Source organism: Rhizomicrobium sp. (genome assembly GCA_037200385.1).
Taxonomy (GTDB): Bacteria; Pseudomonadota; Alphaproteobacteria; order Micropepsales; family Micropepsaceae; genus Rhizomicrobium.
This window is the reverse complement of the sequence record JBBCGL010000001.1, coordinates 3,919,889-3,941,774: the sequence shown is the minus strand read 5'-3', so window position 1 is coordinate 3,941,774 and position 21,886 is coordinate 3,919,889. Positions and strand designations below refer to the sequence as shown.

Annotated in this window: 24 protein-coding genes; 10 read left to right on the top strand and 14 right to left on the bottom strand. The window is 65.9% G+C overall.

Going from position 1 to position 21,886, the window contains the following annotated elements:
* Window positions 1-142 precede the first annotated feature (142 nt).
* Both WDM91_19020 and WDM91_19015 read right to left on the bottom strand, forming a co-directional pair.
* Window positions 143-763, bottom strand: a complete 621-nt coding sequence (locus WDM91_19020; GenBank protein ID MEI9996698.1) for a DUF4142 domain-containing protein — start codon at window positions 761-763, stop codon at window positions 143-145.
* A 79-nt stretch (window positions 764-842) separates the two neighbouring features.
* The gene (locus WDM91_19015; protein ID MEI9996697.1) at window positions 843-2,342 is read right to left on the bottom strand and encodes an NAD(P)/FAD-dependent oxidoreductase; all 1,500 of its coding nucleotides are present in this window, start codon (window positions 2,340-2,342) and stop codon (window positions 843-845) included.
* Between the two features lie 352 nt (window positions 2,343-2,694).
* Here WDM91_19015 and WDM91_19010 point away from each other — a divergent pair, with 352 nt between their 5' ends.
* On the top strand, window positions 2,695-3,930 hold the full coding sequence (locus WDM91_19010; protein ID MEI9996696.1) for an acyl-CoA dehydrogenase family protein: 1,236 nt from the start codon (window positions 2,695-2,697) through the stop codon (window positions 3,928-3,930).
* Between the two features lie 35 nt (window positions 3,931-3,965).
* Here the strand turns inward: WDM91_19010 and WDM91_19005 are convergent, their stop codons facing one another.
* A complete protein-coding gene (locus tag WDM91_19005; protein ID MEI9996695.1) occupies window positions 3,966-5,093 on the bottom strand; it encodes a hypothetical protein in 1,128 nt (375 codons plus the stop codon).
* Between WDM91_19005 and WDM91_19000 the strand changes: the two genes are divergently transcribed.
* Entirely contained in the window at window positions 5,086-5,550 is a 465-nt protein-coding gene (locus WDM91_19000) for a hypothetical protein (protein ID MEI9996694.1), read from the top strand. The genes WDM91_19005 and WDM91_19000 overlap by 8 nt on opposite strands.
* A gap of 56 nt (window positions 5,551-5,606) precedes the next feature.
* Complete coding sequence (locus tag WDM91_18995) at window positions 5,607-5,912, top strand: hypothetical protein (GenBank protein ID MEI9996693.1); 306 nt, start codon at window positions 5,607-5,609, stop codon at window positions 5,910-5,912.
* Here the strand turns inward: WDM91_18995 and WDM91_18990 are convergent.
* A complete protein-coding gene (locus WDM91_18990) occupies window positions 5,893-6,138 on the bottom strand; it encodes a hypothetical protein (GenBank protein ID MEI9996692.1) in 246 nt (81 codons plus the stop codon). The two genes, WDM91_18995 and WDM91_18990, sit on opposite strands and share 20 nt — an antisense overlap.
* 146 nt (window positions 6,139-6,284) lie before the next feature.
* Here WDM91_18990 and WDM91_18985 point away from each other — a divergent pair, with 146 nt between their 5' ends.
* Both WDM91_18985 and WDM91_18980 read left to right on the top strand, forming a co-directional pair.
* A complete protein-coding gene (locus WDM91_18985; GenBank protein ID MEI9996691.1) occupies window positions 6,285-7,049 on the top strand; it encodes a YdcF family protein in 765 nt (254 codons plus the stop codon).
* Between the two features lie 69 nt (window positions 7,050-7,118).
* Window positions 7,119-7,604, top strand: a complete 486-nt coding sequence (locus WDM91_18980; protein MEI9996690.1) for an FKBP-type peptidyl-prolyl cis-trans isomerase — start codon at window positions 7,119-7,121, stop codon at window positions 7,602-7,604.
* Window positions 7,605-7,616: 12 nt separating this feature from the next.
* Here the strand turns inward: WDM91_18980 and WDM91_18975 are convergent, their stop codons facing one another.
* Together WDM91_18975 and WDM91_18970 are read right to left on the bottom strand one after the other, a co-directional pair.
* Window positions 7,617-8,147 (bottom strand): DUF4199 domain-containing protein, encoded by a 531-nt coding sequence (locus WDM91_18975; GenBank protein MEI9996689.1) that lies wholly within the window; start codon window positions 8,145-8,147, stop codon window positions 7,617-7,619.
* Window positions 8,148-8,255: 108 nt separating this feature from the next.
* Window positions 8,256-8,669: a response regulator transcription factor gene (locus tag WDM91_18970; GenBank protein MEI9996688.1), complete on the bottom strand. Its 414-nt coding sequence runs from the start codon at window positions 8,667-8,669 to the stop codon at window positions 8,256-8,258.
* A gap of 90 nt (window positions 8,670-8,759) precedes the next feature.
* Here WDM91_18970 and dusB point away from each other — a divergent pair, with 90 nt between their 5' ends.
* Both dusB and WDM91_18960 read left to right on the top strand, forming a co-directional pair.
* Entirely contained in the window at window positions 8,760-9,770 is a 1,011-nt protein-coding gene (gene dusB / locus WDM91_18965; GenBank protein MEI9996687.1) for a tRNA dihydrouridine synthase DusB, read from the top strand.
* A 2-nt stretch (window positions 9,771-9,772) separates the two neighbouring features.
* Window positions 9,773-10,030: a GIY-YIG nuclease family protein gene (locus tag WDM91_18960; protein MEI9996686.1), complete on the top strand. Its 258-nt coding sequence runs from the start codon at window positions 9,773-9,775 to the stop codon at window positions 10,028-10,030.
* Here the strand turns inward: WDM91_18960 and WDM91_18955 are convergent.
* Window positions 10,027-10,770, bottom strand: a complete 744-nt coding sequence (locus tag WDM91_18955; GenBank protein ID MEI9996685.1) for an SDR family oxidoreductase — start codon at window positions 10,768-10,770, stop codon at window positions 10,027-10,029. The two genes, WDM91_18960 and WDM91_18955, sit on opposite strands and share 4 nt — an antisense overlap.
* 84 nt (window positions 10,771-10,854) lie before the next feature.
* On the opposite strand from WDM91_18955, the gene WDM91_18950 reads away from it, so the two are divergent.
* Complete coding sequence (locus WDM91_18950) at window positions 10,855-11,532, top strand: hypothetical protein (GenBank protein ID MEI9996684.1); 678 nt, start codon at window positions 10,855-10,857, stop codon at window positions 11,530-11,532.
* A gap of 1 nt (window position 11,533) precedes the next feature.
* On the opposite strand, the gene WDM91_18945 is transcribed toward WDM91_18950, so the two are convergent.
* Both WDM91_18945 and WDM91_18940 read right to left on the bottom strand, forming a co-directional pair.
* The gene (locus WDM91_18945) at window positions 11,534-12,952 is read right to left on the bottom strand and encodes an MFS transporter (GenBank protein MEI9996683.1); all 1,419 of its coding nucleotides are present in this window, start codon (window positions 12,950-12,952) and stop codon (window positions 11,534-11,536) included.
* An 18-nt stretch (window positions 12,953-12,970) separates the two neighbouring features.
* A complete protein-coding gene (locus WDM91_18940) occupies window positions 12,971-14,374 on the bottom strand; it encodes a Mur ligase family protein (GenBank protein ID MEI9996682.1) in 1,404 nt (467 codons plus the stop codon).
* A gap of 57 nt (window positions 14,375-14,431) precedes the next feature.
* Here WDM91_18940 and WDM91_18935 point away from each other — a divergent pair, with 57 nt between their 5' ends.
* Window positions 14,432-15,256 (top strand): LD-carboxypeptidase, encoded by an 825-nt coding sequence (locus WDM91_18935; GenBank protein MEI9996681.1) that lies wholly within the window; start codon window positions 14,432-14,434, stop codon window positions 15,254-15,256.
* A gap of 29 nt (window positions 15,257-15,285) precedes the next feature.
* Here the strand turns inward: WDM91_18935 and WDM91_18930 are convergent, their stop codons facing one another.
* On the bottom strand, window positions 15,286-15,624 hold the full coding sequence (locus tag WDM91_18930; protein MEI9996680.1) for a hypothetical protein: 339 nt from the start codon (window positions 15,622-15,624) through the stop codon (window positions 15,286-15,288).
* 9 nt (window positions 15,625-15,633) lie between these two features.
* Window positions 15,634-16,506 (bottom strand): ParA family protein, encoded by an 873-nt coding sequence (locus WDM91_18925; GenBank protein MEI9996679.1) that lies wholly within the window; start codon window positions 16,504-16,506, stop codon window positions 15,634-15,636.
* Window positions 16,507-16,647: 141 nt separating this feature from the next.
* Here WDM91_18925 and WDM91_18920 point away from each other — a divergent pair, with 141 nt between their 5' ends.
* Complete coding sequence (locus WDM91_18920) at window positions 16,648-17,598, top strand: TraB/GumN family protein (GenBank protein ID MEI9996678.1); 951 nt, start codon at window positions 16,648-16,650, stop codon at window positions 17,596-17,598.
* A gap of 291 nt (window positions 17,599-17,889) precedes the next feature.
* On the opposite strand, the gene WDM91_18915 is transcribed toward WDM91_18920, so the two are convergent.
* Genes WDM91_18915 through WDM91_18905 form a run of 3 tightly spaced genes read right to left on the bottom strand, consistent with a single transcriptional unit; the run spans window position 17,890 to window position 21,361 of the window.
* Entirely contained in the window at window positions 17,890-18,519 is a 630-nt protein-coding gene (locus WDM91_18915; protein ID MEI9996677.1) for a CoA transferase subunit B, read from the bottom strand.
* The gene (locus WDM91_18910) at window positions 18,519-19,223 is read right to left on the bottom strand and encodes a CoA transferase subunit A (protein ID MEI9996676.1); all 705 of its coding nucleotides are present in this window, start codon (window positions 19,221-19,223) and stop codon (window positions 18,519-18,521) included. The genes WDM91_18915 and WDM91_18910 overlap by 1 nt, the downstream gene beginning before the upstream one ends.
* A 56-nt stretch (window positions 19,224-19,279) precedes the next feature.
* Window positions 19,280-21,361 (bottom strand): TonB-dependent receptor, encoded by a 2,082-nt coding sequence (locus WDM91_18905; GenBank protein ID MEI9996675.1) that lies wholly within the window; start codon window positions 21,359-21,361, stop codon window positions 19,280-19,282.
* Window positions 21,362-21,886 lie beyond the last annotated feature (525 nt).

Sequence of the window (21,886 nt, the reverse complement as noted above, 5' to 3'; positions counted from 1 at the left end):
CTTAATCCACGCGCAATGTTGACGCTCGCAGACCGCGCCCAGTCCCGCCGTTCAACAGATGATGATGTCTTCAGGCACAACGCGGCTGCACCACGCGAGTTCCCGGAACCCGCGTGGCGTCGCCATGGCTTTCATTCAGAAATCAGCTGCTGCGGCCGTATTTGTCGTAAAGGCCGTGCGCCATGCCGAGATGCTCGGCGACCGGCGTCGCGGTTTTCTCGGCGAAGGCCTTGACGGCCGGATTGTCGCCGTTCTTCGCATAGCCGCGCATCAGGAGCAGCGCCTCATTGTGCGCGTCGACCTGTTGACTGAGATAACGGCCGTCGAAATCGACGGCCTTTGCGCCGCGCAACTCGTCGAGCATGCCCTGACGGCGATTGTCGACATGGGCCGGCGCGGCGGGCGAGCTGGGAAGCTTCACCAGAATGAGCTTGAGCGCGTTCGTGGTGCCGGTGTGCGCCTCGATCATTTTCTGCGCGAAATCCTTCACTTCGGGATTTTGCGAGCGCTTCAGCGCGATGCGGGCGGCTTCGACCTCATACATGTCGCTGATCGCGGCGGCCTCGACGAAGCCCTGCAGCGTGGTCGTGGTCGCGGCATCGACGGTGCCGACGGCGTGACCGGCAGCATCCGTCAGCGTGCTCAGCGTGTCGTTCGCGGTTCCCGGCGTGGGCTTGGCATGTCCCGGCTGATCGGGTGCGGCGTTCGCGGCGGTCAGCAGCGCGACCAGCGCCGTGGCGCCAAGAAGAAGTTTCGTGTTCATGGCGTGCCTCGTGCAATTCGCTTGCCGTAAACCAAACGGCCAGCCTTTGGTTCCGGTGTTGCAGAGGCTGCGAGCGTGCCTATTCTGCTGCCATGCGCTCCGGCGCAGGCAAGGCGACCGGATGCGCCTTGGCGAACCGCAGCGTGCCGTCATTCACCTTGCCGTAGCGCAGCGTCACCATATCCAGTGCGTAGTTCTGGTAGAGCTTCCACGGCTTCTTCGAACCCTGCTTGGGCAGGACGTCGAGGGCGCGCTGGACATAGCCGGACGAGAAATCGAGCCAGGGCAGCTCCTGCACCGTCGGATCGTCATTGTGCGGCGTGGCGATCGCGACGCCCTTGCGGTCCATGTAGTTCAGGATGCGGCAGACATATTCGCAGGTCAGGTCGCATTTCAGCGTCCAGGACGCGTTGGTGTAGCCGAAGGACGAAGCGAGGTTCGGCACGTCGGAATACATCATGCCCTTGTAGGACATCGACTTGGAGAGATCCCTGGCGACGCCGTCGACCGCGATCTGCAGACCGCTCAGAAGCTGCATCTTCAGGCCCGTGGCGGTGACGATGATGTCGGCTGGGATTTCCTTGCCGGTTTCGAGCGCAATGCCGGCCGGCGTGAAGCGCGCGATCCGGTCGGTGACGACTTCGGCCCTGCCGGTCTTGATCGCCTGGAACAGATCGCTGTCGGGGACGAGGCAGAGACGCTGGTCCCAGGGATTGTAGCGCGGCGTGAAATGGGTCGCCACGTCGTAGCCGGGCCCCAGCTCCTTCTTGACCATGTCGATCAGGCCGGCCTTGGTCTTCTCTGGATTCTTGCGCGCCATGTTGAAGAAGAACATGCCGAACAGCACATTGCGCCAGCGCGTGATGTTGTAGGCCAGCATCGGCGGCAGCTTGGTGCGCAGCCAGTTGGCGAAAGCGTCTTCGGCGGGACGCGAGACGACATAGGTCGGCGAGCGTTGCAGCATCGTGACATGCGCCGCATCCTTGGCCATCTCGGGCACCAGCGTCACCGCCGTGGCGCCGGAACCGATCACCACGACGTTCTTGCCGCGATAATCGAGGTCTTCCGGCCAGAACTGGGGATGGACGATCTTGCCGGCGAAGCTGTCGCTGCCCAGGAAATCCGGCGCATAGCCTCCCGCGTAATCGTAATAGCCGCTGCACATGAAAAGGAAATTGCAGGTGAAGCGCACAAGCTGCTTCTGCGGGCCGGTCTCCGCTTCGACGGTCCAGCGCGCATCGGCGCTCGACCAGTCGGCGCGCTTGACCTGGTGGTGGAAGCGGATGTGCGTGTCGATGCCGTTCTCGGCGGCGGTGTCCCGGACATATTTGCGGATCGAAGGGCCGTCGGCGATCGCCTTGGCTTCGCGCCACGGCTTGAAGGAATAGCCCAGCGTGTACATGTCGCTGTCGGAGCGGATGCCGGGATAGCGGAACAGGTCCCAGGTGCCGCCGATGGCGTCGCGGCCTTCGAGGATCGCGTAGCGCTTGGTCGGGCAATTGGTCTGCAGATGGTAGCCCGCGCCGATGCCGCTGAGGCCCGCGCCCACGATGATGACGTCGAAATGCTCGAGAGCCATTTGGCTTTCCACCCTTGTTTTGTGCGGTGATGCCACAGTTCAGCAGAAATGACAAGTTGTCAGTTCGTGGCCGCCAATCTGCCGCCGATGGCGGCGTGCGCGACGGAGCGATCGCGGCGATCCTGCCCGACCTACTCTCGGCCTTCCTCGATGGGGTGTGCGTGCATGCGGCCGGCACGCGAGGATGAAGGCTCGGTATCGCGGCAATCGGAGACTTTCGAAGCATCTCTAAGCCGGATCGTCACGGCGCGTTGACGCGCAAAGCGGCCGCCTTCCCCGTGGGAAGCGGTGGCAGCGGGGACGCTCTTGGCTCTACAGTCCGCGCCATCATCATCCAGGGAAGGAAAAGACAATGGCCATCGACTTCGAGATTCCGGCGGACGCCAAGGCGATCCGCGAAAAGGTCCGGCAATGGGTGCATGACGAATGCATTCCGGCGCAGGAGAAACTGCTTGCCGGCGCCGATTACAAGACGACGCTCGGCGAGCTGCGAAGCAAGGCGCGGGCACAGGGCCTGTGGTGCCCATTCATTCCCAAGGAATATGGCGGCATGGGATTGGGGCCGCTCGCCAATGCACTGGTGCAGATGGAGCTGGGCGAGAGCTATCTCGGCGCGCTGTCGATGAACACGCAGGGACCCGACGATGCGACCATGCTCACGCTGCTGCAGAACGGCACGGAGTTCCAGAAGGAGAAATTCCTCAAGCCGCTGCTGAACGGCGAGAAGCGCATCTGCTATTCGATGACCGAGAAGGCGGCGGGCGCCGACGCCACCGGCATGCAGACGCGGGCGGAGAAGAAGGGCAATTCGACCTATGTGCTGAACGGCGAGAAATGGTTCTCGTCCGCCGCGTCTGTGGCCGACATCGCGCTGGTGATGGCCAAGACCAATCCCGATGCGCCGCGGCACCAGCAGTTCTCGACCTTCCTCGTCGAGCTGCCGAACCCCGGCTACAAGATCAAGCGCGACATCAAGACGATGGCCGTCGAGGGGCCGCTCAGCCACATCCTGGGCGGCGGGCATTCGGAGATCGAAATCACCGATCTCGAAGTCCCGGCGGAGAACCTTCTGGGCGGCGAGGGCAACGGCTTCAACATGGGGCAGCACCGCCTCGCCTATGGAAGGTTGCGGCACGGCATGCACAACGTCGCGATGGCGCAGCGCGCGCTCGATCTCGCCGTGGCGCATGTCACCAAGCGCTCGACCTTCGGCAAGCCGCTGTCGGACCGCCAGGGCGTGCAGTTCATGCTCGCCGAATGCGCCAGCCAGCTCTACATCGCGCGGCTGATGCTGATCCACATCGCCTACAAGGCGGAGAAGGGTCTCGACCTGCGCAACGAGAACGGCATCGCCAAGGTGTTCCTCGCGAACATGGTGCACAAGGTCGTCGATACCGCGATCCAGCTGCACGGCGCGCTGGGCTATTCGATGGATACGCCGCTGGCCGCCTGGTACACCCATATCCGCTCGCAGCGCCTGGTCGACGGGCCGGACGAAGTCCACAAATGGACGACGGGCCGCAACGTCATCAAGGCGTACAAGGCACATGGCACGACGGCGTCGGCGACGGGTGGCGATATCCTGTAGCCGGATGGGAAAAGCGGGCGTCGGGTGGCGGCAGCCTACTCGACGTTGCGCGCCCGGTAATAGCCGCCCATCTCGCCCTTCGCAGCGCTCTCGCGCGCCCGCCGGAGTTCGGCGACGATCTTCTCGACCGTGTCGCGGCCGCAAACCGGCCCAAGCTTATCGAACAGCCTGTCTTCCGGATGCTTGCCGATAAGCCCGGAAAGCCCGCGATATTGGTCGCCGTACAGCATCGACAATTGTTCGCTGCGGGCGCGCTGATCCTCGCTGAGAGATGCCTTCAGCGCCGTGATATCCTTCGCTTCGGGAACAGCGCAGCCGCCGACCGGACCGGCGATCGAAAAATCGTCCGCGCTGCCGGTGGTGATCACGCCATAGGCTTCCTTGGCCCGCTTGGTCCGCTCATGCGCCGGGCTCGGCAGCCACCAGGTCATGGTCAGCACCTTCGATGCGTCCACCCGGTTGCCGATGAAGTTGATCGCGTTGGCCGTCTCCACGACACGGCCGCGATAGGTCTGGTTGCGCGAGCCGCTGCCGGCTTCTCCCGAACGCGAACGCAGCGAGAAATGCGGGATCGCGGTATGGACCGCTTCGTCCACCTCTTCCGACAGCCGCATGTAACGAAGCTCCTGCACCATGAGCAGCGAGACGTTGTAGACCGAAGGACCGGTGCCGGGACTTTCGTCCGTGGAGTAGCGCACCAGGAACCAGTAGCCGCCGATCCGCTCCAGCAGCGAAACCGGCTTCTGGTCCTCGATCTTCATATTCATCGCGCGGAAGAAATCGCGATCGAGATGGACCTGGTCGTCTTCCACCGTGAAATGCCGCCGGTCGAGGCCGAGCTCGGCGAGCAGGGCACGCATCAGGCGCAGGTCGCCCATGATCGTATGGTCGCCTTGCTGGGCCGTGATCTCGTCCACCACGATCCGGCGCAAGACGTGGAATGCGGCATCCGGCAGATTTGCTCCGCCTGCCAGGAAATTATCGAAGCGGGCCCGCTTGATCCCGCCCTCCCCTTGCAGTTCGGCATTGATGCGGTCCAGCAGCTTCTGGACGTAGAAGCTGGCGCCCAGGCGCTTGAGCCCCACGACGGTCAGCAGGCTAAGGGCACGATTCTGATCGTTCGCCTGCCCGATCTTGGCCGGCGGGGCGGGCGCTTTGCGCACGTCCGTCGGAGCGGGCGTACGATTGGCGGAATTGCGTGGCCTCCCCACCGGATGTTCTTTCTGCTCGTCGGACAAAATTATTCGTCCCGTTTCCGGAAAAATAACGATCAAGCAAAAATTATTGTGCGGCCTTCCGATTATTGCAACAGCAATCGAAATTCTTGCAGTGCGTTACGAATTCTTTCGGAATTCATCAAAAGAAACAAACGGCAGACGACAACCGCCGGCCGGCCGCACGTTTGGCGGGCACTGCCTGTTTCTCCGGCGGCCGGCGAATTTTGCCGCCCATGTTCCAACAACGCCGTCCGCGCGCCAATTCCGCCTTGCGCAAAGCACTTCGAATGCACCACCGCCGATTCGTGTGACAAAGCGGAATTTTTGTCCCGGTATCGCCAAAAAATGGCACCCTAAACCTCTGTTTTGTAAAGATAAATTCGCGGATTTGCAGCTTTTGTGACACTCGCATGCAGGAGACTTGCAGCACTGGGAAGTCGTAAGGAAAGAGGTGTTCCCATGACTCGTCTTCTGATCGGTTTGGTCCGCCTGGCATATCAGGCCCTCCGCTATGTCGCGCTGGTCGCGCTCGTGCTCGGTTGGCTGTGCTTCGATGGCGTCGTCATCGCGCATGGCCTGCCGGGGACCGGCGCGTTCTGGCAGCACTGCCTGGGTCACGTCGCCGCGACGGTGATGGGCGTCGTCGATTATGTGATAGCACCGGTCGTCGGCGCACGGCATCTCGGGGCCGATGCCCTGCACCTTTACCGCGTGACGGTCCGCCCGTTCCGGCGCATGCCGGACGTCACCGACGGTGTCGACTAAGCAGCGTCACCAGACCGAACAACGCCAGGGCGGTCGACATCGCCGCGGCCCACCAGTTCTCGCCGATGACGCTGAAGACCGCGGCAAGCACGCTGAGAAGCGACAGCGGCCACAGCAAGGGCCTCAAAAGGCGCTCAAGACTCCGGTTGCCAGATTCAAGATCGTCGGCGGCGTGCTCGATGCGCTGGGCGGTTCGCTCCAGTTTCGACCGCCAGCCGTCGGACATTGCGCGCTCCGTCTTTGCCGGTGCTTCGATCTTATGGTCTTTGTATACGACTTTCGGGATTGCGGCCCACGGCTTTTGTCGCAAAAAATCTGTCACAATCCAGCACACTCGTTGCATCCCACCGTCTGCGCGCTCTGGAGTCCGCCATGCTCTACCTCCTGCTGACTCGCTACCTCTTCGATCCCCTCGCCTGGGTGCTGTATCTGCTGATCGGCGGACTGGTGGCGGGGCATTTCCAGCAGGCGGCGCTGCAGCGCGGCCTGACCATCGGCGCGACGGTGCTGCTCCTGTGCCTGCTGGTGCTGCCGCTGGACCAGATGCTGGCGCGGCCGCTGGAGAACCGCTATCCGCGGCCGCCCCTGCCCGCACAGGTCGACGGCATCGTGATCCTCGATGGCGGCCTCAACCCGCGCATCTTCCGCAGCCGCGGCGTGACGGGCGAGAATGCGAGCACGATGCGCATGATCGCCGGGGCGGATCTCGCACGGCGCTTTCCGGCGGCCAAGCTGGTGTTCTCCGGCACCTCGGGCCGGACGCCGCTGCAGCAGGAGGTGGAACACGAGACGGCCGAAGCGCTGCTGCTGTCGCTCGGCGTCGCGCCGGGGCGCACGATCTTCGAACGGACATCACGCGATACGGGAGAGAACCTCGTCAACTGCAAAGCGCTGCTGCACCCGAAGGACGGCGAGACCTGGGTGCTGGTGACCTCGGCGATCCACATGCCGCGGGCGATGGCGATCGCGCAGAAGCTCGGCTGGAAGATGGTACCGTGGCCGTCGGACTACATATCCGCCACCGGCGGCGGCGCGCTGCGGATCGGCTATCCTTCGGAAGGATTGACCGATATCGACCGTGCGCTGCATGAATGGATCGGGATGGTGAGCTACCGGCTGCGCGGCAAGGCCGAGTGAAGGCCGGCGCTGTTCCGCGCGGCCATTTGCGATAAGGTGCCGCGCGTTTCGAAAGACGAGCGATTCACCATGCATATCCTGAAGAGCGTCGCGTCGCTGGCGGTGGCCGGCCTCCTGCTGTCCGCCTGCGGCAAGAGCACGGAAGAACGGCACTACGATCTGTCGGCGGAATCCAACCAGAAATTCCTCGCCGACAACGGCGCGCGCAAGGATGTGGTGACGCTGCCCGATGGGCTGCAATACCGCGTCATCACGTCCGGGCACGGCAAGCAGGTCGCGAGCCCGGCCGATGTCGTGACGGTGACCTACAAGGGCTGGACGATCGACGGCCATGTCTTCGACCGCACCAAGCCGGGCGACACGGCGAGCTTTCCCGCCGGCCGCCTGATCCCGGGTTGGGTCGAGGCACTCAAGCTCATGCATGCGGGCGACGAATGGCAGATCGTGGTCCCATCCGATCTCGGTTATGGCGCGGAAGGCGCGGGGGCGGACATCGGACCGAACCAGACGCTGGTGTTCAACATGCAGCTGATCTCGGTCGCCCCCGCGTCGTAATCGCCGGCGCCGTCAGGCCTGCGCCGGCAGGACTTTGGGATTGCGCAGCAACGCAGCCGAGATGACTGCGATGACGAGGCCGACCGGGAATATCTCCAGGAAGGTCATCGGCAGGCGGAACAGCGGGTTGCCATATTGCGCCTTCATCGCGTCGAGCTGCGCGATCTGGGCGGCGAGCGCGGCGCCGGACACCCCTTGCGCCCGCTTCGCCCGGATGATGCCCGCCACATAAGCGTCCATGAAATGATAGCCGGTCGAGGCCAGGTAGGCCTCCCAGGCCGCCGTGTAGATGACGCCCGCCACGACGGCGATCCCCAGGCCGAGAAGAAAAGCCGGAACGAATTTAATGACCCCGCCCAGGTCCCGGTCGCGGTAGCGCCGGACGCCGAGGAAGATCATGGACAGGGCCACGATCATCGAAAGATAGCCGAACCATTCCGTCGACAGGAAGCTCTGGCCTCTGAGGACGGTGATGCCGGCGATCAGCACGCCGATGACGATGAAGCCCGCAATGGAGCCGTAAAGCAGCGAAGTCCTGAACATGAACGGTAATCCCCCTGGTTGAACGACGCACGACGCTAGCGGCAGGACCGGGGCTTTTGATATCGCCCGAAAGGGTGAAATGGCGGAATTCGCCCGTTCTTGGGCCGCCTAGGGGACAAGACGAAGTTCGCGGGCCTTGTGAATGGCCTGGGTGCGGCGCTGCACCTCCAGCTTTTCGAACAGCCGCAGGATGTGGGATTTGACCGTGTTCGGCGACACGCCGAGGCTGCGTGCGATCTCCTTGTTCGATTGGCCGGTGGCGAGCAACGCGAGCACGTCATATTCCCGGTCGGTGACGCCCAGCGAACGGAGCGCCGCGGTGTTCCGCTCGAACCGCGCAGCGGCACCCCGGGGGGTGAGGCGATAGCCCGTCCACAAGCCGAGCCCGGCGAAGCCCAGCGCGATCAGGACGACATAGACCTCCGTCGCGAAGACCCGCGTGACATATTTGTATTGCAGCCATTCGAGCGCGAAGGCGCCGGCGGCGAGGAGGACTGCATAAACGAAGATAGCCTTCCACATCGCCGTGGAGCTTGCCAACAACAGGCGCGGCGCGCCAGCCCCGCAAGCGCGGTCTCGACGGCGGGGATTTTCTGATATGGTCCGCGCCCCATGACGAACGGATTTTCCATTGGCGGCGTCGCGATCGCCGGACGGGTCCTGACCGCGCCGATGACCGGCGTGTCGGACCTGCCGTTCCGACGTGCGGCGTCGCGGCTGGGCGCGGCCTATGTCGCGACCGAGATGGTGGCCTGCGAACTGCTGGCGGGCGGACGGCCCGATGTGGTGCGGCGCGCGGCGGTGGGCGATGGGCTGCCGCTGACGGTGATCCAGCTCGTCGGGCGGCGCGCCGACTGGATGGCGAAGGGCGCGCGCATGGCGGAGGCGGCCGGCGCGGACATCATCGACATCAACATGGGCTGTCCGGCAAAGGAAGTGACGGGCGGAGCGTCGGGCTCGGCCCTGATGCGCGACATGGCGCTGGCGGAACGGCTGATCGGCGAGACGGTGAACGCGACGTCGCGGCCGGTGACGCTGAAGATGCGGCTGGGCTGGGACGATGCGTCCAGGAACGCGCCCGAGCTGGCGGCCCGCGCCGAGGCGCTGGGCGTGAAGGCGATCACCATCCATGGCCGCACGCGGATGCAGTTCTATGGCGGCCGCGCCGACTGGCGCGCCGTCGCGGACGTGAAGGCAGCGGTGCGCGTGCCGGTGATCGTCAATGGCGACATCGTCGATGCCGCGCATGCGCGCGCCGCGCTGGCGCAATCGGGCGCGGACGCGGTGATGGTCGGACGCGGCGCTTACGGAAAGCCCTGGATCGCGGCGGCGATCGAACGCGCGCTGCGCGAGGGCGGCGCAGTCGTCGAACCGGGGCTGGAGATGCGGCTGAGCATCGTGCTGGAGCATTTGCGCGATTCGCTACGCTTCTATGGCGACACGCTCGGCCTCAAGATCTTCCGCAAGCATCTGGGCTGGTATGTCGAGGGCGCTCCCCTGCCCGCTTCGCCGGAGGCGCGGCGCGCCGCGAAATCGCGGCTGTGCCGGATGACCCGCGCCGGCGAGGTCGAGACCGCACTGACCGCGCTATGGCGCGCGGGCGAGCTCAAGCACGCGGCCTGACGATGGCGGCGTTCGTCTATGTCCTGCTCAGCAAGAAAGCGCCGAAGCGGACCTATGTGGGCTGGACGCTCGACCTGGCGCGACGGATCGCACAGCACAATGGCGGCACCGGCGCGAAGTTCACCCGCGGCGGCAAATGGGTTCTGATCTATGCCGAGCGCCATCGCACCCGCAACGGCGCGATGCGGCGCGAGATTTTCCTCAAGCGGGACAGGGCGTTTCGCGCGCTGCTGCGAGAGAACGGAACGGCTCGCCTCTAACCCCGCCCCACGAACGGCATCCTGGTGGCCATCACGGTCATCGACAGGACGTTGGCGTCGAGCGGCAGGCTGGCCATGTAAAGCACCGCCTTCGCCACCGCATCGACGTCCATCACCGGCTCGGGCATCAGCGTGCCGTCGGGCTGGGGCACCCCGCGGGCCATGGCGGCGGTCATCGGCGTGCCGGCGTTGCCGATATCGATCTGGCCGCAAGCGATATCGAAGGCGCGGCCGTCCAGCGCGGTCGCCTTGGTGAGCCCCGTGATGGCGTGCTTGGTCGCGGTATAGGGCGCGGAATAAGGCCGCGGCGCATGGGCCGAGATCGAGCCGTTGTTGATGATGCGCCCGCCGCGCGGGTCCTGCGCCTTCATCAGGCGTATGGCGGCCTGGGTGCAGAGGAACGGAGCCGTCAGGTTCACATCCACCACCGCCTGCCACTGCGCAAGCGTCACATCCTCCATCGGCACGGGCGGCGCGCCGGTGCCGGCGTTGTTGAAGAGCACGTCGAGACGGCCGAAGCGGGCTTTCGTCGCCCCGAACAGCGCCGCGACCGCGTCGGCATCCACCACATTCGTGGGCACGGCGAGCATGGGCTTGCCGGGCGCCAGCGCGGCGGTCTCCTCCAGCGCACCGGCCCGCCGGCCCGCGAGGACCACCGCATATCCGTCGGCGGCGAAGGCCAGCGCCACGGCGCGGCCGATGCCGCTGCCGGCGCCCGTTATCAATGCAACTCTATCCATGACGAAACCATTCCTTAACCAGCCCGGGATTCTGCCACAAATTGTGGTTAGAATGTTTCCGGGGCGTGTCCTTTGGAGGTAGCCGTGGGGATTTTCTGGTGGATCATACCGGCACTGGTCGCGGTGTTCGGCGGCCTCTTCATCGTGAGCGGCGCGGGGCATCTGTTCCGCGGCCATGTCGGGCGCGGCGGACGGCATGTCGTCGGCGGCACCACGATCGGCGCGATCGGCCTGGCGCTGAGCCTCGTCGGCCTTAACATGCAGCTCTTCTCCCGGCTGACATACGAAAAACCGGTCGCCGAGGTGAGCGTCAAAGCGGTCAATCCCGCGCAGAGCCTCTACCAGGTCACGGTCAAGCGGCTGGACGGCAACATTCCGACGCAGACCTGCACGATCCAAGGCGACGAGTGGCTGATCGGGGGACGGGTGCAGAAGTGGAAGGCCTGGGCGAACGTGCTGGGGCTGGACGCGACCTACACGCTGGACCAGGTGTCCAACAAATATTCGACGGCCGAGCGCGGCAACGGCAAGCCGATCACGTCCTGCGATCTCGCGGGCAAGCCCGCGGTCGACAGATACATGCCGGAGAGCTGGGTGAACTGGCTGTTGGCGAATTTCTACACCGAAGACCGGCGCTTCGGCTCGGCGAACTACATGCCGCTCGCAGAGGGCGCGACCTATAAGGTCGTCATCACGCAGGCTGGGTTCAACGCCGAGCCGGCGAACGACGCCGCGAAGGCCGCGAACGAGGCCACGCCGTAGCTCAATTTTCCTCGGCGGCGAGCACGACCGGTGCCGCGCCGAGACCGCCGACGAGCGCCGCCTCGCCGAGCGCCGCGGCGTCGCGGGCATCGAGCTCCTTGCAGATCTGCGCATGGCGCGCGGCATCGAGACGCCAGCCCAGGACGCAGACGCCGCCCAGCATCACGAACAGGATCGGACCGACGACGAATATCCATTCGAGCGCGCGTATGGCGGACGGCGTGTTGTGCGCGCCCTCCGCGGCGGTGTAACCGAAGAATTGCAGCAGGGGGAGCGACAGGCCGATGGCGAAGGCGGCCGTGAGCTTGGCGGCGAAGGTAAGCAGCGAATAGAGCAGGCTCACCCGCTCCTTGCCCTGGTGGAGGCGGATCTCGTCGCCGACATCGGCCATCATCGCATTGATGGTGAGCCCGAAGCCGGCCGCCATGAAGCCGCACCAGGCCATGATCGGGATCGCCGCATAGAGATTGCCCCACGGCACCAGCGGGATGGTGAGCAATGCCAGCGAGAAAGCGATGGTGGTGAATATCAGCGCGCGATGCTTGCCGATGCGGGCCGAGAGCTTCGCGGTGAGCGGCGCGCCGGCGACGCCGATCAGGATATAGACAAGCAGCAGGATCGAGGACTGCTGAAGCGTGTAGCCCCGCGCATCGTGGAAATAGAAGAGATACATCGCGCTCATCCAGCCGGGACCGAGAGTCAGCGCGACCTGGGCGAGGAACAGACGGACGACTTCGGGCTTGGAAACGATCTCCCAATAGTCCTTCAGCTCGAAGCGGTGATCGAGCGTCCGGTTGATCCGCTCGGGCGTGCGCCACACCGCCAGCCAGACCGAGACCGGCGTCAGGACGACCATCGCCAGCCCCATCGCCTGCACGCCCTGCGCGTTGCTGAGGCCGAAGAGCGGCGCCAATGTCGGGATCAGGATCGTGGCGACCGTGGCCACCACGCCGACCGCGACGCCGATGCCGAAAACGCGGCTGCGCTCGTCATAGGCGGTCGCCAGCGTCGCGCTCCAGGCCTGCTGCGACAGCGTGAGCACCGAATTGCCCAGGTAATAGACGAACAGCCAGACGAACAGATAGACGCGGCCGATGCCCTTGGGCGCCAGGAACAGCATGTAGGTCGCCAGCATGAAGACCGGCACGCCGGCGGCGAGCCAGACGCGATAGCGGCCGAAGCGGGTCTGCGTGCGGTCCATGAGATGACCGAGCAGCGGATCGACGAACAGATCGGCGATGCGCACCGAAGCCCAGATGGCGCCGACGGCGCCGAGCGACATGCCGAGATGACCGGCGAGATAGGGCGGCAGATAAACGAACAGCACGACGCCGAGCGAGGCCACCGGCATTATCGAGAACGAGAAGACGACAATGGTCGGCAGGGGCAGCCGCCGCGTCGCCAGACCTTCACCGCTCATGCGCCCTCGCCTTGAAAATCAATTCGCCAGCCGCGCCAGCAAAGAAGCCGCGAATTGCGACAGCGTGTCGTCGCGCGCACCCATGATCACGATGCGGTCGCCGTCGGCCGCCAATTCGAGCAGCTTGGGCAGGCACGCCTCGCGATCGGCGAAGACGTAAGCCTCGCGCCCCGCCGCTTCAACGCCGCGCACGATGTCGACCGAGGAAACGCTGCGGTCCGCCGTGCCGCCGAAATAGACCGGCTCGGGCATGAGGAGGACGTCGGCAGGCCCCAGATTGCTGGCGAAAACCGCGATGAACTGATCCTTCATGAGCTTCAGGGGTCCAAAGCCATGCGGCTGAAACATGACGAGCAGGCGGCCCGGGAAGTCATGCAAAGTAGCCAGCGTGGCGGCGATCTTGTCCGGGTTGTGCGCGAAATCGTCGATCACCGTGACGCCGCCGGCGGTTCCGGCGACTTCGAGACGGCGGCGGATCCCGGCGAAGCGCGACAGCGCTTCGGCGGCCTCGGCCAGCGCGACGCCGGCGGCGCGCGCCGCGCCGAGTGCCGCCAATGCGTTGGAGACATTGTGACGGCCGGGCACTTCGAGGCGGACCGGCACGGCGCTGGCGCCGTTGCGCTCGCTGACGGTGAAGGCGATGCCGTCCGGCAGCGGCTGGACGTCCTGTGCCAGGAGATCGGCCTTGGTGTTGGCGATGCTGTAGGTCAGGCGGCGCGCCGCCGGCAGCTCCGCGGCGAGCGCCGCGGTCTCCTCGTTGTCGAGATTGAGGATCGCGATCTCCGATCGCGCGACGAACGCGCGGAACAGCGCGCGCAGTTCGTCCATCGATTTGTGGTCGAGCGCGATGTTGTTGAGCACGGCGATGCGCGCATGATAACGGGCGATCGAGCCGTCGCTTTCGTCGACCTCGCTGACGAAGAGATCGCCATGGCCCACCAGGGCGCTGGCGAAGGGCGCTTCGGGCGTCGCGAAATTGCGCATCACCGCGCCGTTCATCACCGTGGGATCGAGGCCGCAGGCCGAAAGGACCCAGCCGATCATGCCGGTGGTGGTGGACTTGCCCGAGGTGCCGGCGACGCCGATCGCGTTGGGCGCTTCGTTGAAGAGCTGCGACAGCAGCTCGGCCCGCAGCATCAATCCGGCGCCGATGCGGCGCGCCGCCTGGACGTCGGGGATCGTCTCCTCGACCGCGGCGGAGGTGACGACGATGGTGTCGGCACCGGTCACGCCGCTGCCGTCCTGCGGGAAAAGTACGATGCCGGCGCGGCGGATGTAGTCGAACTTTTCGGCGAGGCGGCCCTGGTCGAGGGCGCGGTCCGAGCCGCGGACCGTGCGGCCGCGCGCCTTGAGGATCAGCGCCAGCGGAAGCATGCCGCTGCCGCCGACGCCGCAGAAAAAGTAGGGCCTGTCTGAGGTCATCGCCGGACGCTATAAGCCGAAGGCAGCGATGACAACAAGGGCATGGGCGGATCGGATTTGGCGAAGGTTAGGATCGGCATCGTCGCACCGGCGGCACGGCTGCATCCCGATACGGCCGGCCAAGTGGCCGCGCTTGCGCGCGACGCTTTCGGCGACCGCGCAGACGTTGTCTTCCATCCGCAGTGCTTTCTATCGTCGGGGCATTTCGCCGGCGACGACGCGGCGCGGGCGGCAGCGTTCCTCGAATATGCCAACGACCCGGCGTTCGACGCGCTGTGGTTCGCGCGCGGCGGCTACGGCTCGGGCCGCATCGCGGAGACGGTGTTGGCCGGATTGTCGCCGGTCGCGCGGGACAAGACCTATCTCGGCTATAGCGACGGCGGCTTTCTGCTGGCGGGTCTGTACAAGCACGGCTTTCGCGCCGCGCATGGACCGATCCCTCACGACATGCGGCGATCGCATGGCGAGACGGCTGTGAAGCGTGTCTTGTCGTGGCTGGTCGACAAGGAAAGAAGTACCCTGGAGCCGTCGCTGGACGGGACGCGGCCGGCCGTCGCGCTCAATCTCACCATCCTCAGCATGCTGGTCGGCACGCCGCTGATGCCCGATCTTGCGGGACATGTGGTGATGGTCGAAGAGGTTTCGGAGCATCTTTATGCCCTCGACCGTCTGATGTTTCATGTGACGTCGACGGCGGAGATGCGCAAGGTCGCCGGGATCCGCCTGGGGCGGGTCAGCGACATACCGCCCAACGATCCGGAATTCGGCCAGACGCCGGAAGAGATCGTGCGGCATTGGTGCGATGTTTCGGGCATCGCCTATCTCGGCGCCGCCGATATCGGACACGACGCGGGCAACAAGATCGTGCCGTTCGGCGCCTAAATGCGGCGCCGCAGCGTTTGCGCCCCGAATTATGGCGCGCCGCAGTCCTCCGTGCAGCCGCCGCCCAGCGCCATACAGCCGCAGCCGCCATATTCGCGCTTGAGGCGCTCCAGATGCGCATCGAGCGCGACGTGCAGGATCTGATGCCGGGTCACGCCCTTTTTCACCGCGGCGATGCCGAGCTTTTCGAAGTCGGCAGGGCTCAGCGTCACCATCATGCGGTGCGGCTTGCCGGCCGGCGGCGGGTCGGCGAGCGGTGGTTCGCGGGTCCAAAGCAGGGACGGCTTGGCCTGGACGGCCGACGGCGTCGCGTCGCCCTTGCGGGCGAACAGGGCGGAGGTGATGGGCGCAAAGCGTTGCGAGCTCACACGGGTCTCCTATTGCGGGCGGTCGCTGGCGCGGCGGCCGAAGGGATGGGCGCGGCGGTCGGCACCACCGAACGGCGCCAGGCTGGTGCGGCGCTCGCCGACGAAACGGCGTTCGGGCAGCAGCGGCGGCGGGATCGACGAGGTCTCTTCCGCGCGCTCCGGCACAAGGACCGGCGGCGGGCGGATTTCGTCGGAGGGCGACAAGGCGTCGATCGCGAAATGGACGGGACGTATCTCGGGCAGCAGCTTGGGATCGCCGGTAAGCCGCGAGAGACGGTCCTGGATATAGAGCCACAGATCGCGCACTTCCTTGGCCGATTGCGACTTTGCGACGACCTCGCCGACGGTGCGGCCGTCCACCATGCTGGCGGCGAAATCCACCCGATGATGCAGCGTGACCGGCGCGACGGTGCCGTGCTGCGAGAGCGCGACCGCCGCCTCGCCGGTGATGCGGGCCCGCGGCGTGGCCGCATTGATGACGAAGATCACCGGCTTGCCATGGCGCTCGGCGATGTCGACCGTGGCGCCGACGGCGCGCAGGTCGTGCGGGCTCGGCCGCGTCGGCACCGCGACAAGATCGGCAAAGGCGACCACCTGCGAGATCGAGGCGGTGATCGCGGGCGGGGTGTCGATCACGGCGAGGCGGATGCCGGAATTGCGCAGCTGCGCCAAAGCTTCGCCCAGCTCGAACAGGCCGACCTTGGCGAAATGCGGCGTCGGCGACTGGCGCGCGTTCCACCAATGCGAGAGCGAGCCTTGCGGATCGGTGTCGATCAGCGCCACCGGACCGATGCCCGCCGACACCGCTTCGACCGCGAGATGGCCCGACAGCGTGGTCTTGCCCGAGCCGCCCTTTTGCGACGCCAATACCAGGACATGCATGTCGCCCCCTTGGCCGGACGCGCCGGCCGGATATGCTGGCTTCGACGCTAGAGCGGCAGGCGTTACGCCGGGTTGAAGGCAAAGCCGCGCAATTGCATCTGTTTGGCGTCGAATTTTCTTCGAAATGCGCGTGGAGGAGCCATGAAACTTCGTGTTGCCGCTCTCGGACTCGCGGCCGTGTTCGCTCCGGCGCTGGCCCAGGCGCCGAGCGGCGCGCCGGTGCAGGACTGGTCGAATGTCGAGACGGTGGTCGTCACGCCCGGCAACGGCGGGCCTGCGCTCTGGCATGTCGCGAGGAACAGTGCCGAGGTCTGGATCCTTCCGACGGTCTCGCCGGTGCCGAAGGACATGAAATGGGACAGCAGCCAAGTCGCGGCCCTGCTGAAAGGCTCGAGCGCCATGCTGCTTCCGCCGCGCGCCGAAGTGGGCATCGTCGAGGGGCTGTGGTTCTGGACTTGGCACATGGACACGCTTGAGCAGCCGGATGGCACGACGCTGGAGTCGACGCTGCCCGAGCCGCTCAGGACGCGCTTCATCGCCGCGCGCACCCGCATCGGACGCGACGCGGACCGCTATAGCGAATTTCTTGGCGGCGTCGCGGCACTCCGCCTGGAAAGCGACTATTGGGATTTCGCGCAGCTCACGGCAAACGGCCCGCAAAAGACGATGGAGAGCCTCGCCAGCCACGAAGGCGTGCCGACGCAGACGGTCGCGGTATACCCGGCGATGGGCGTCGTCCACGACATCCCGAAGATGACGCCGGAGGCCCATCGCGCCTGCCTCGACTTCGCGATCAATGACGTCGATACCGCTTCGACGCATGCCGTGGCGGCCGCCAATGCCTGGGCGGTCGGCGACCTCGCCGGCGTCAAGGCGCATTACTTCGAGACGCGGCTGGACGATTGCCTGGGGCAGAACGCGGCCTACAGCGTCCTGCGCGAGACCGCGAACCGCGACATGGCGAAAGCGATCCTCGCGGCGCTGAACAAGCCGGGCAAGACCTTCGCGGTGCTACCGATGGGCTTCTTCCTGCGCAAGGGCGGCGTGCTGGAGCGGCTAGAAGCAGCCGGCCTGACCGTAAGCGGACCATGAGCGCAGGCATTGCGTAAGATTTTAATGGAACGGTTAATTATACAGGCGTTATCCGTGTATTAACACAACTACAGGTAGCAGTACTGCATATGGACAACCCATAAGGAGATCCTCATGCAGACGAAAATCCAGTCGCCACTGGCGACATCGGCCAACCGCAATGGACCGCAGGCAAGGCTGCCTTGGGCCAGTCCCAGCCTACGCGTCGTACCTGCCCGGACGGCTGAATCGGGTCTCTTGCTGGGACCGGAGATCATCCTGCTTTTGTCGTGAAGCGCGCCTCTGGCGACGCTACCGGACCAGCGTCGCCTGCGTCTTCGCCGTGATCTCGTCCTGCGTCACGCCGGGCGCGAGCTCCGCGAGCTTGAGGCCGCCCGGCACCACGTCGAACACGCCGAGATTGGTGACGATCCGGTGCACGCAGCGCTGGCCTGTGAGCGGCAAGGTGCAGGCCTTGAGCAGCTTGGAATTGCCCGCCTTGTCGGTGTGGTCCATCGTCACGACGCAGCGCTTGACGCCGGCGACGAGATCCATCGCGCCGCCCATGCCCTTCACCAGCTTGCCCGGCACCATCCAATTGGCAAGGTCGCCGGTCTCAGACACCTCCATCGCGCCGAGGATCGACAGATCGATATGGCCGCCGCGGATCATCGCGAAGCTGTCGGCGGAGGAGAAATACGAGGTGCGGTCGAGCTCGGTGATGGTCTGCTTGCCGGCGTTGATGAGGTCGGCATCGACCTCGTTCTCGCGCGGGAACGGTCCCATGCCGAGCATGCCGTTCTCCGACTGCAGCGTGACGTCCATGCCGGCCGGGATGTAGTTCGCCACCAGTGTCGGGATACCGATGCCGAGATTGACGTAGAAGCCGTCGCGCAATTCGCGCGCGGCCACCTTGGCGAGATCGTCGCGGGTCCAGGGCATCAGGCGTTCTCCCGCACGGTGCGTTTCTCGATGCGCTTTTCGTAGGCCGCACCGGCCAGGATGCGCTGCACGTAGATGCCCGGCGTGTGGATCGTGTCGGGATCGAGGGATCCGACGGGCACGATCTCCTCGACCTCGGCCACGGTGACCTTGCCGGCCGTCGCCATCATCGGGTTGAAGTTGCGCGCGGTCTTGCGGAAGACGAGGTTGCCCTGGGCGTCGCCCTTCCAGGCCTTGACGATGGAGAGGTCGGCGACGAGGCCGGTCTCCAGGATATAGGTCTGGCCGCCGAACTCCTTGTGCTCCTTGCCCTCGGCGATCAGCGTGCCGACGCCGGTCTTGGTGTAGAAGCCGGGGATGCCGGCGCCGCCCGCGCGGATGCGCTCGGCGAGGGTGCCCTGCGGATTGAATTCGAGCTCGAGCTCCTTGGCCAGGTATTGCCGCTCGAAGGTCGCGTTCTCGCCGACATAGGAGCTGACCATCTTCTTGATCTGGCGGGTCTGCAGCAGCAGGCCGAGGCCGAAATCGTCGACCCCGGCATTGTTCGAGATCACGGTGAGGTCCTTGACCCCCGACGCGACCAGGGCGGCGATCAGCGTTTCGGGGATGCCGCACAGGCCGAAGCCGCCCGACATGATGGTCATGCCGTCGAACAGCAGACCGTCGAGCGCGGTCTTCGCATCGGGATGGATTTTCTTCATGATGGGTCCGGATCAGGAGCGGCCCGCACTATAGCGGGACGTGCGGCGCTTCGCGCGCGTCATTCCGTCCAGGAAAGTCCGACCCGCAGGATGCGCGGCGATGCATAGTTCGTCACAAGGTCCGCGCTCTCGGTGGTCGCGACGCGGGCGTTGAGCAGATTGTCGCCCGCTACATACGCACTGAGCCCGTCCCACAACCGGTAGGCGATCCGGGCATCGACCGTGGTCGCTGCGGGCAGGACCAGCGTGTTCTGGTCGTCGGCATAGCGCAGGGTCTCGTAGCGCAGATCGGCGGTGAGCGTCAGACGCGCGAACGGCACCGCCGTGACGCCGCCGGTGAGGGTGAAGCGCGGCGCCTGGGACGGCCGCTTGCCGGTGAGCTGCGCCGCGGCCGCACCGCCTTCGACATGGGCGTCGACATAGTCGAAGGCCGCATGCAGCGACAACCCGTCCGCGACATGCCACTGCGCGTCGGATTCGATGCCGTAGGCGAGGATGTTGCCGGCGTTCTGGCGCTGGATCAGCGTGCCGCCATTGGTGACGGTGCCGACGCCCGGCACCACGATGGGGCAGACCACCGCCGGATCCGGCGACGGGCAGCGGCCGACCGTGACATTGGTGATGGCGCCGTGGAGCTGGTTGTAGAAGCCCGTCGCGTCCCAGGAAAAAGTCTCGCCCTCCTGGCCCAGGCCGATCTCGGCGCCGTAGAGCTTTTCGGGCGCGAGCGATGGATTGGCCTCGGTGAGATTGTTGCCAAGGCGGAACGGGCGGTAGAGCTCGTTGAGGGAGGGCGCGCGGAATCCGCCATAGGCCGCGGACCGGACATAAAAGCCCGCGCCCAGATCCTGGCGCAACCCGAGGCGTGCGGTCGGCACGATGCCGCTGCGCGACGGCGTCGTCTGGTTCACCGACACGATGCCGGTCGCGAGGGTCGTCTGGATCAGATGGCCGCCGGTCGAGGCCCATTGATCGGCGCGCAGACCCGCGGTCAGCAGCAGGCCGTCCAGATGCAGGGCGCTTTCGACGTAGACGCCGCCGACGAAGGTGCGGCCGCCGCTGATGCGTCCCTGGGTCGGCGAACCCGCCACGAAGGAAAAATGCTCCTTGGAATCGCCCTGGGCGAAGCGGGCGTCGCTGCCGATCTCCCAGTCGAGCCGCGACCAGCTTCCGCGCAACGCCGCGTTGAAGCCCCAGCCCAGGGACGGCGTCGAATACTGGTCGTTGCTCACGGTCGTCGAGGCGCGATGCGGCGGATTGACGGTCGCGGAGATGTTCGAGAAATCCGAATTGCGCAGCCAGGCCTGCAGGCGCCAGCCGAGATCGTCGCCGCTTTCGGGATGCGCCACGGTCAGGCTGGCCGTCACGCCGTCGGCCGACGAGGTCGAGCCCACCAAGCCCGAATCGCGGTTCTCGCCATAGGCGCCGAGGCGCAGCGAGACCAGCGTGTCGGTCCAGGGCGTCGCTTCGGCGCGCAGCGAGGCGTTGCGCGCGTGATAGGTCACCGCATCGTCGGCGGCGCCGCGATCCGGCAGCAGGACCGGGATCCAGCCATCGCTGTCCTCGTCCGAGGCGCTGGCGAACAGCGTGACCGGTCCGACGGTCGTGCCGCCCGCGGCGGCGAGGCGCCGTCCATTGCGTTGCGCCAGCGAGGCGTCGGCAGCGACGAGGCCGTCGCCGCGCGCTTCGTTCAGGGCGATGACGCCGGTGAGCGCCCCCGCGCCATAGGGGCCGGCGCCGGCGCCGCGCACGATCTGAGCGCCGCCGATGTCTTCGGGCGGCAGGGCGGACCAGATCACCCAGCCGCCGAAGGGATCGTTCTGCGGCACGCCGTCGAGCGTGACCAGGGCGCGCCCCGCGCCGGACGGCGCGATGGAGCGCAGGCTGACGCCTTGTGTCGTCGGATTGGCCGAAAGCGAGGAGTCGCGGCGGAAGAGCGAGAGACCCGGCACCTGCGACAGCGCGCTGTCGAGCTCGGTGGAATTGTGCAGGTCCCTGGCATCCAAGGTAACGACAGAGAAAGCGGCGTTGCCGACGGGATCGGGCGGTGCCGCCGTGACGACGACGGTCTCGACATCGGCGGCGCGCGCCGCGGGGACGATGACGGCGAGGACGGCGCTGAGGAGAATCCGGCGGACGATCATGATTCGAAACTACGCGGGCGGGTCCCAAAAAATAAGGCGGGCATCGCGTCGCGCAGGCGTCGAAAGATGATGTTTGCGCAAGGCACGAGCCCGCCCCGGCTTCAAAGCTCGACAGGCCGGCAGGCGGAAGACCGGACGGCCGACCGCAAGCACCTTCGCTTCGCCACCCTGGGCATTGCGGCATCCGGTTCGGGCGGCCGGGAGAGCACCCTCATGCTCCCGCGGCCACCGTGCCGTTCACCGCACGGGCGCAGCGAGGCGCGCGCCCTTGCCCTGTATGCTCGCGGTCTTCCTGGCGGTGTCGCTCGCCTCGCGCCCTTCTGGCTGGCCTGCCGCCGGGGTGATGTTGCTCCTTGATCACAACTGTTACTTGTATACAACAGTCCGATGCAACGCAAGCGGGAATTTTCCAGTCTCACGCTGCGACGGCTCACGCGGAGATTGCGGAGCGGTGATCCTCCGCGGCTCTACGTGCACCAGGGTCTGGACTCAATTCAATTTCAAAAGAGGTCGTCATGGGCAGGT

What these genes read in the sequence shown, in the direction of transcription:
- dusB (MEI9996687.1), top strand. Translation starts at nt 8,760, where the DNA reads ATGACGAACGGATTTTCCATTGGCGGCGTCGCGATCGCCGGACGGGTC.
- WDM91_18985 (MEI9996691.1), top strand. Translation starts at nt 6,285, where the DNA reads ATGCTCTACCTCCTGCTGACTCGCTACCTCTTCGATCCCCTCGCCTGG.
- WDM91_18915 (MEI9996677.1), bottom strand. Translation starts at nt 18,519, where the DNA reads ATGCCCTGGACCCGCGACGATCTCGCCAAGGTGGCCGCGCGCGAATTG.
- WDM91_18975 (MEI9996689.1), bottom strand. Translation starts at nt 8,147, where the DNA reads ATGTTCAGGACTTCGCTGCTTTACGGCTCCATTGCGGGCTTCATCGTC.
- WDM91_19020 (MEI9996698.1), bottom strand. Translation starts at nt 763, where the DNA reads ATGAACACGAAACTTCTTCTTGGCGCCACGGCGCTGGTCGCGCTGCTG.
- WDM91_19010 (MEI9996696.1), top strand. Translation starts at nt 2,695, where the DNA reads ATGGCCATCGACTTCGAGATTCCGGCGGACGCCAAGGCGATCCGCGAA.
- WDM91_18925 (MEI9996679.1), bottom strand. Translation starts at nt 16,506, where the DNA reads ATGCATGTCCTGGTATTGGCGTCGCAAAAGGGCGGCTCGGGCAAGACC.
- WDM91_18970 (MEI9996688.1), bottom strand. Translation starts at nt 8,669, where the DNA reads ATGTGGAAGGCTATCTTCGTTTATGCAGTCCTCCTCGCCGCCGGCGCC.
- WDM91_18995 (MEI9996693.1), top strand. Translation starts at nt 5,607, where the DNA reads ATGACTCGTCTTCTGATCGGTTTGGTCCGCCTGGCATATCAGGCCCTC.
- WDM91_18990 (MEI9996692.1), bottom strand. Translation starts at nt 6,138, where the DNA reads ATGTCCGACGGCTGGCGGTCGAAACTGGAGCGAACCGCCCAGCGCATC.
- WDM91_18980 (MEI9996690.1), top strand. Translation starts at nt 7,119, where the DNA reads ATGCATATCCTGAAGAGCGTCGCGTCGCTGGCGGTGGCCGGCCTCCTG.
- WDM91_18945 (MEI9996683.1), bottom strand. Translation starts at nt 12,952, where the DNA reads ATGAGCGGTGAAGGTCTGGCGACGCGGCGGCTGCCCCTGCCGACCATT.
- WDM91_18940 (MEI9996682.1), bottom strand. Translation starts at nt 14,374, where the DNA reads ATGACCTCAGACAGGCCCTACTTTTTCTGCGGCGTCGGCGGCAGCGGC.
- WDM91_18960 (MEI9996686.1), top strand. Translation starts at nt 9,773, where the DNA reads ATGGCGGCGTTCGTCTATGTCCTGCTCAGCAAGAAAGCGCCGAAGCGG.
- WDM91_19015 (MEI9996697.1), bottom strand. Translation starts at nt 2,342, where the DNA reads ATGGCTCTCGAGCATTTCGACGTCATCATCGTGGGCGCGGGCCTCAGC.
- WDM91_18905 (MEI9996675.1), bottom strand. Translation starts at nt 21,361, where the DNA reads ATGATCGTCCGCCGGATTCTCCTCAGCGCCGTCCTCGCCGTCATCGTC.
- WDM91_18955 (MEI9996685.1), bottom strand. Translation starts at nt 10,770, where the DNA reads ATGGATAGAGTTGCATTGATAACGGGCGCCGGCAGCGGCATCGGCCGC.
- WDM91_18920 (MEI9996678.1), top strand. Translation starts at nt 16,648, where the DNA reads ATGAAACTTCGTGTTGCCGCTCTCGGACTCGCGGCCGTGTTCGCTCCG.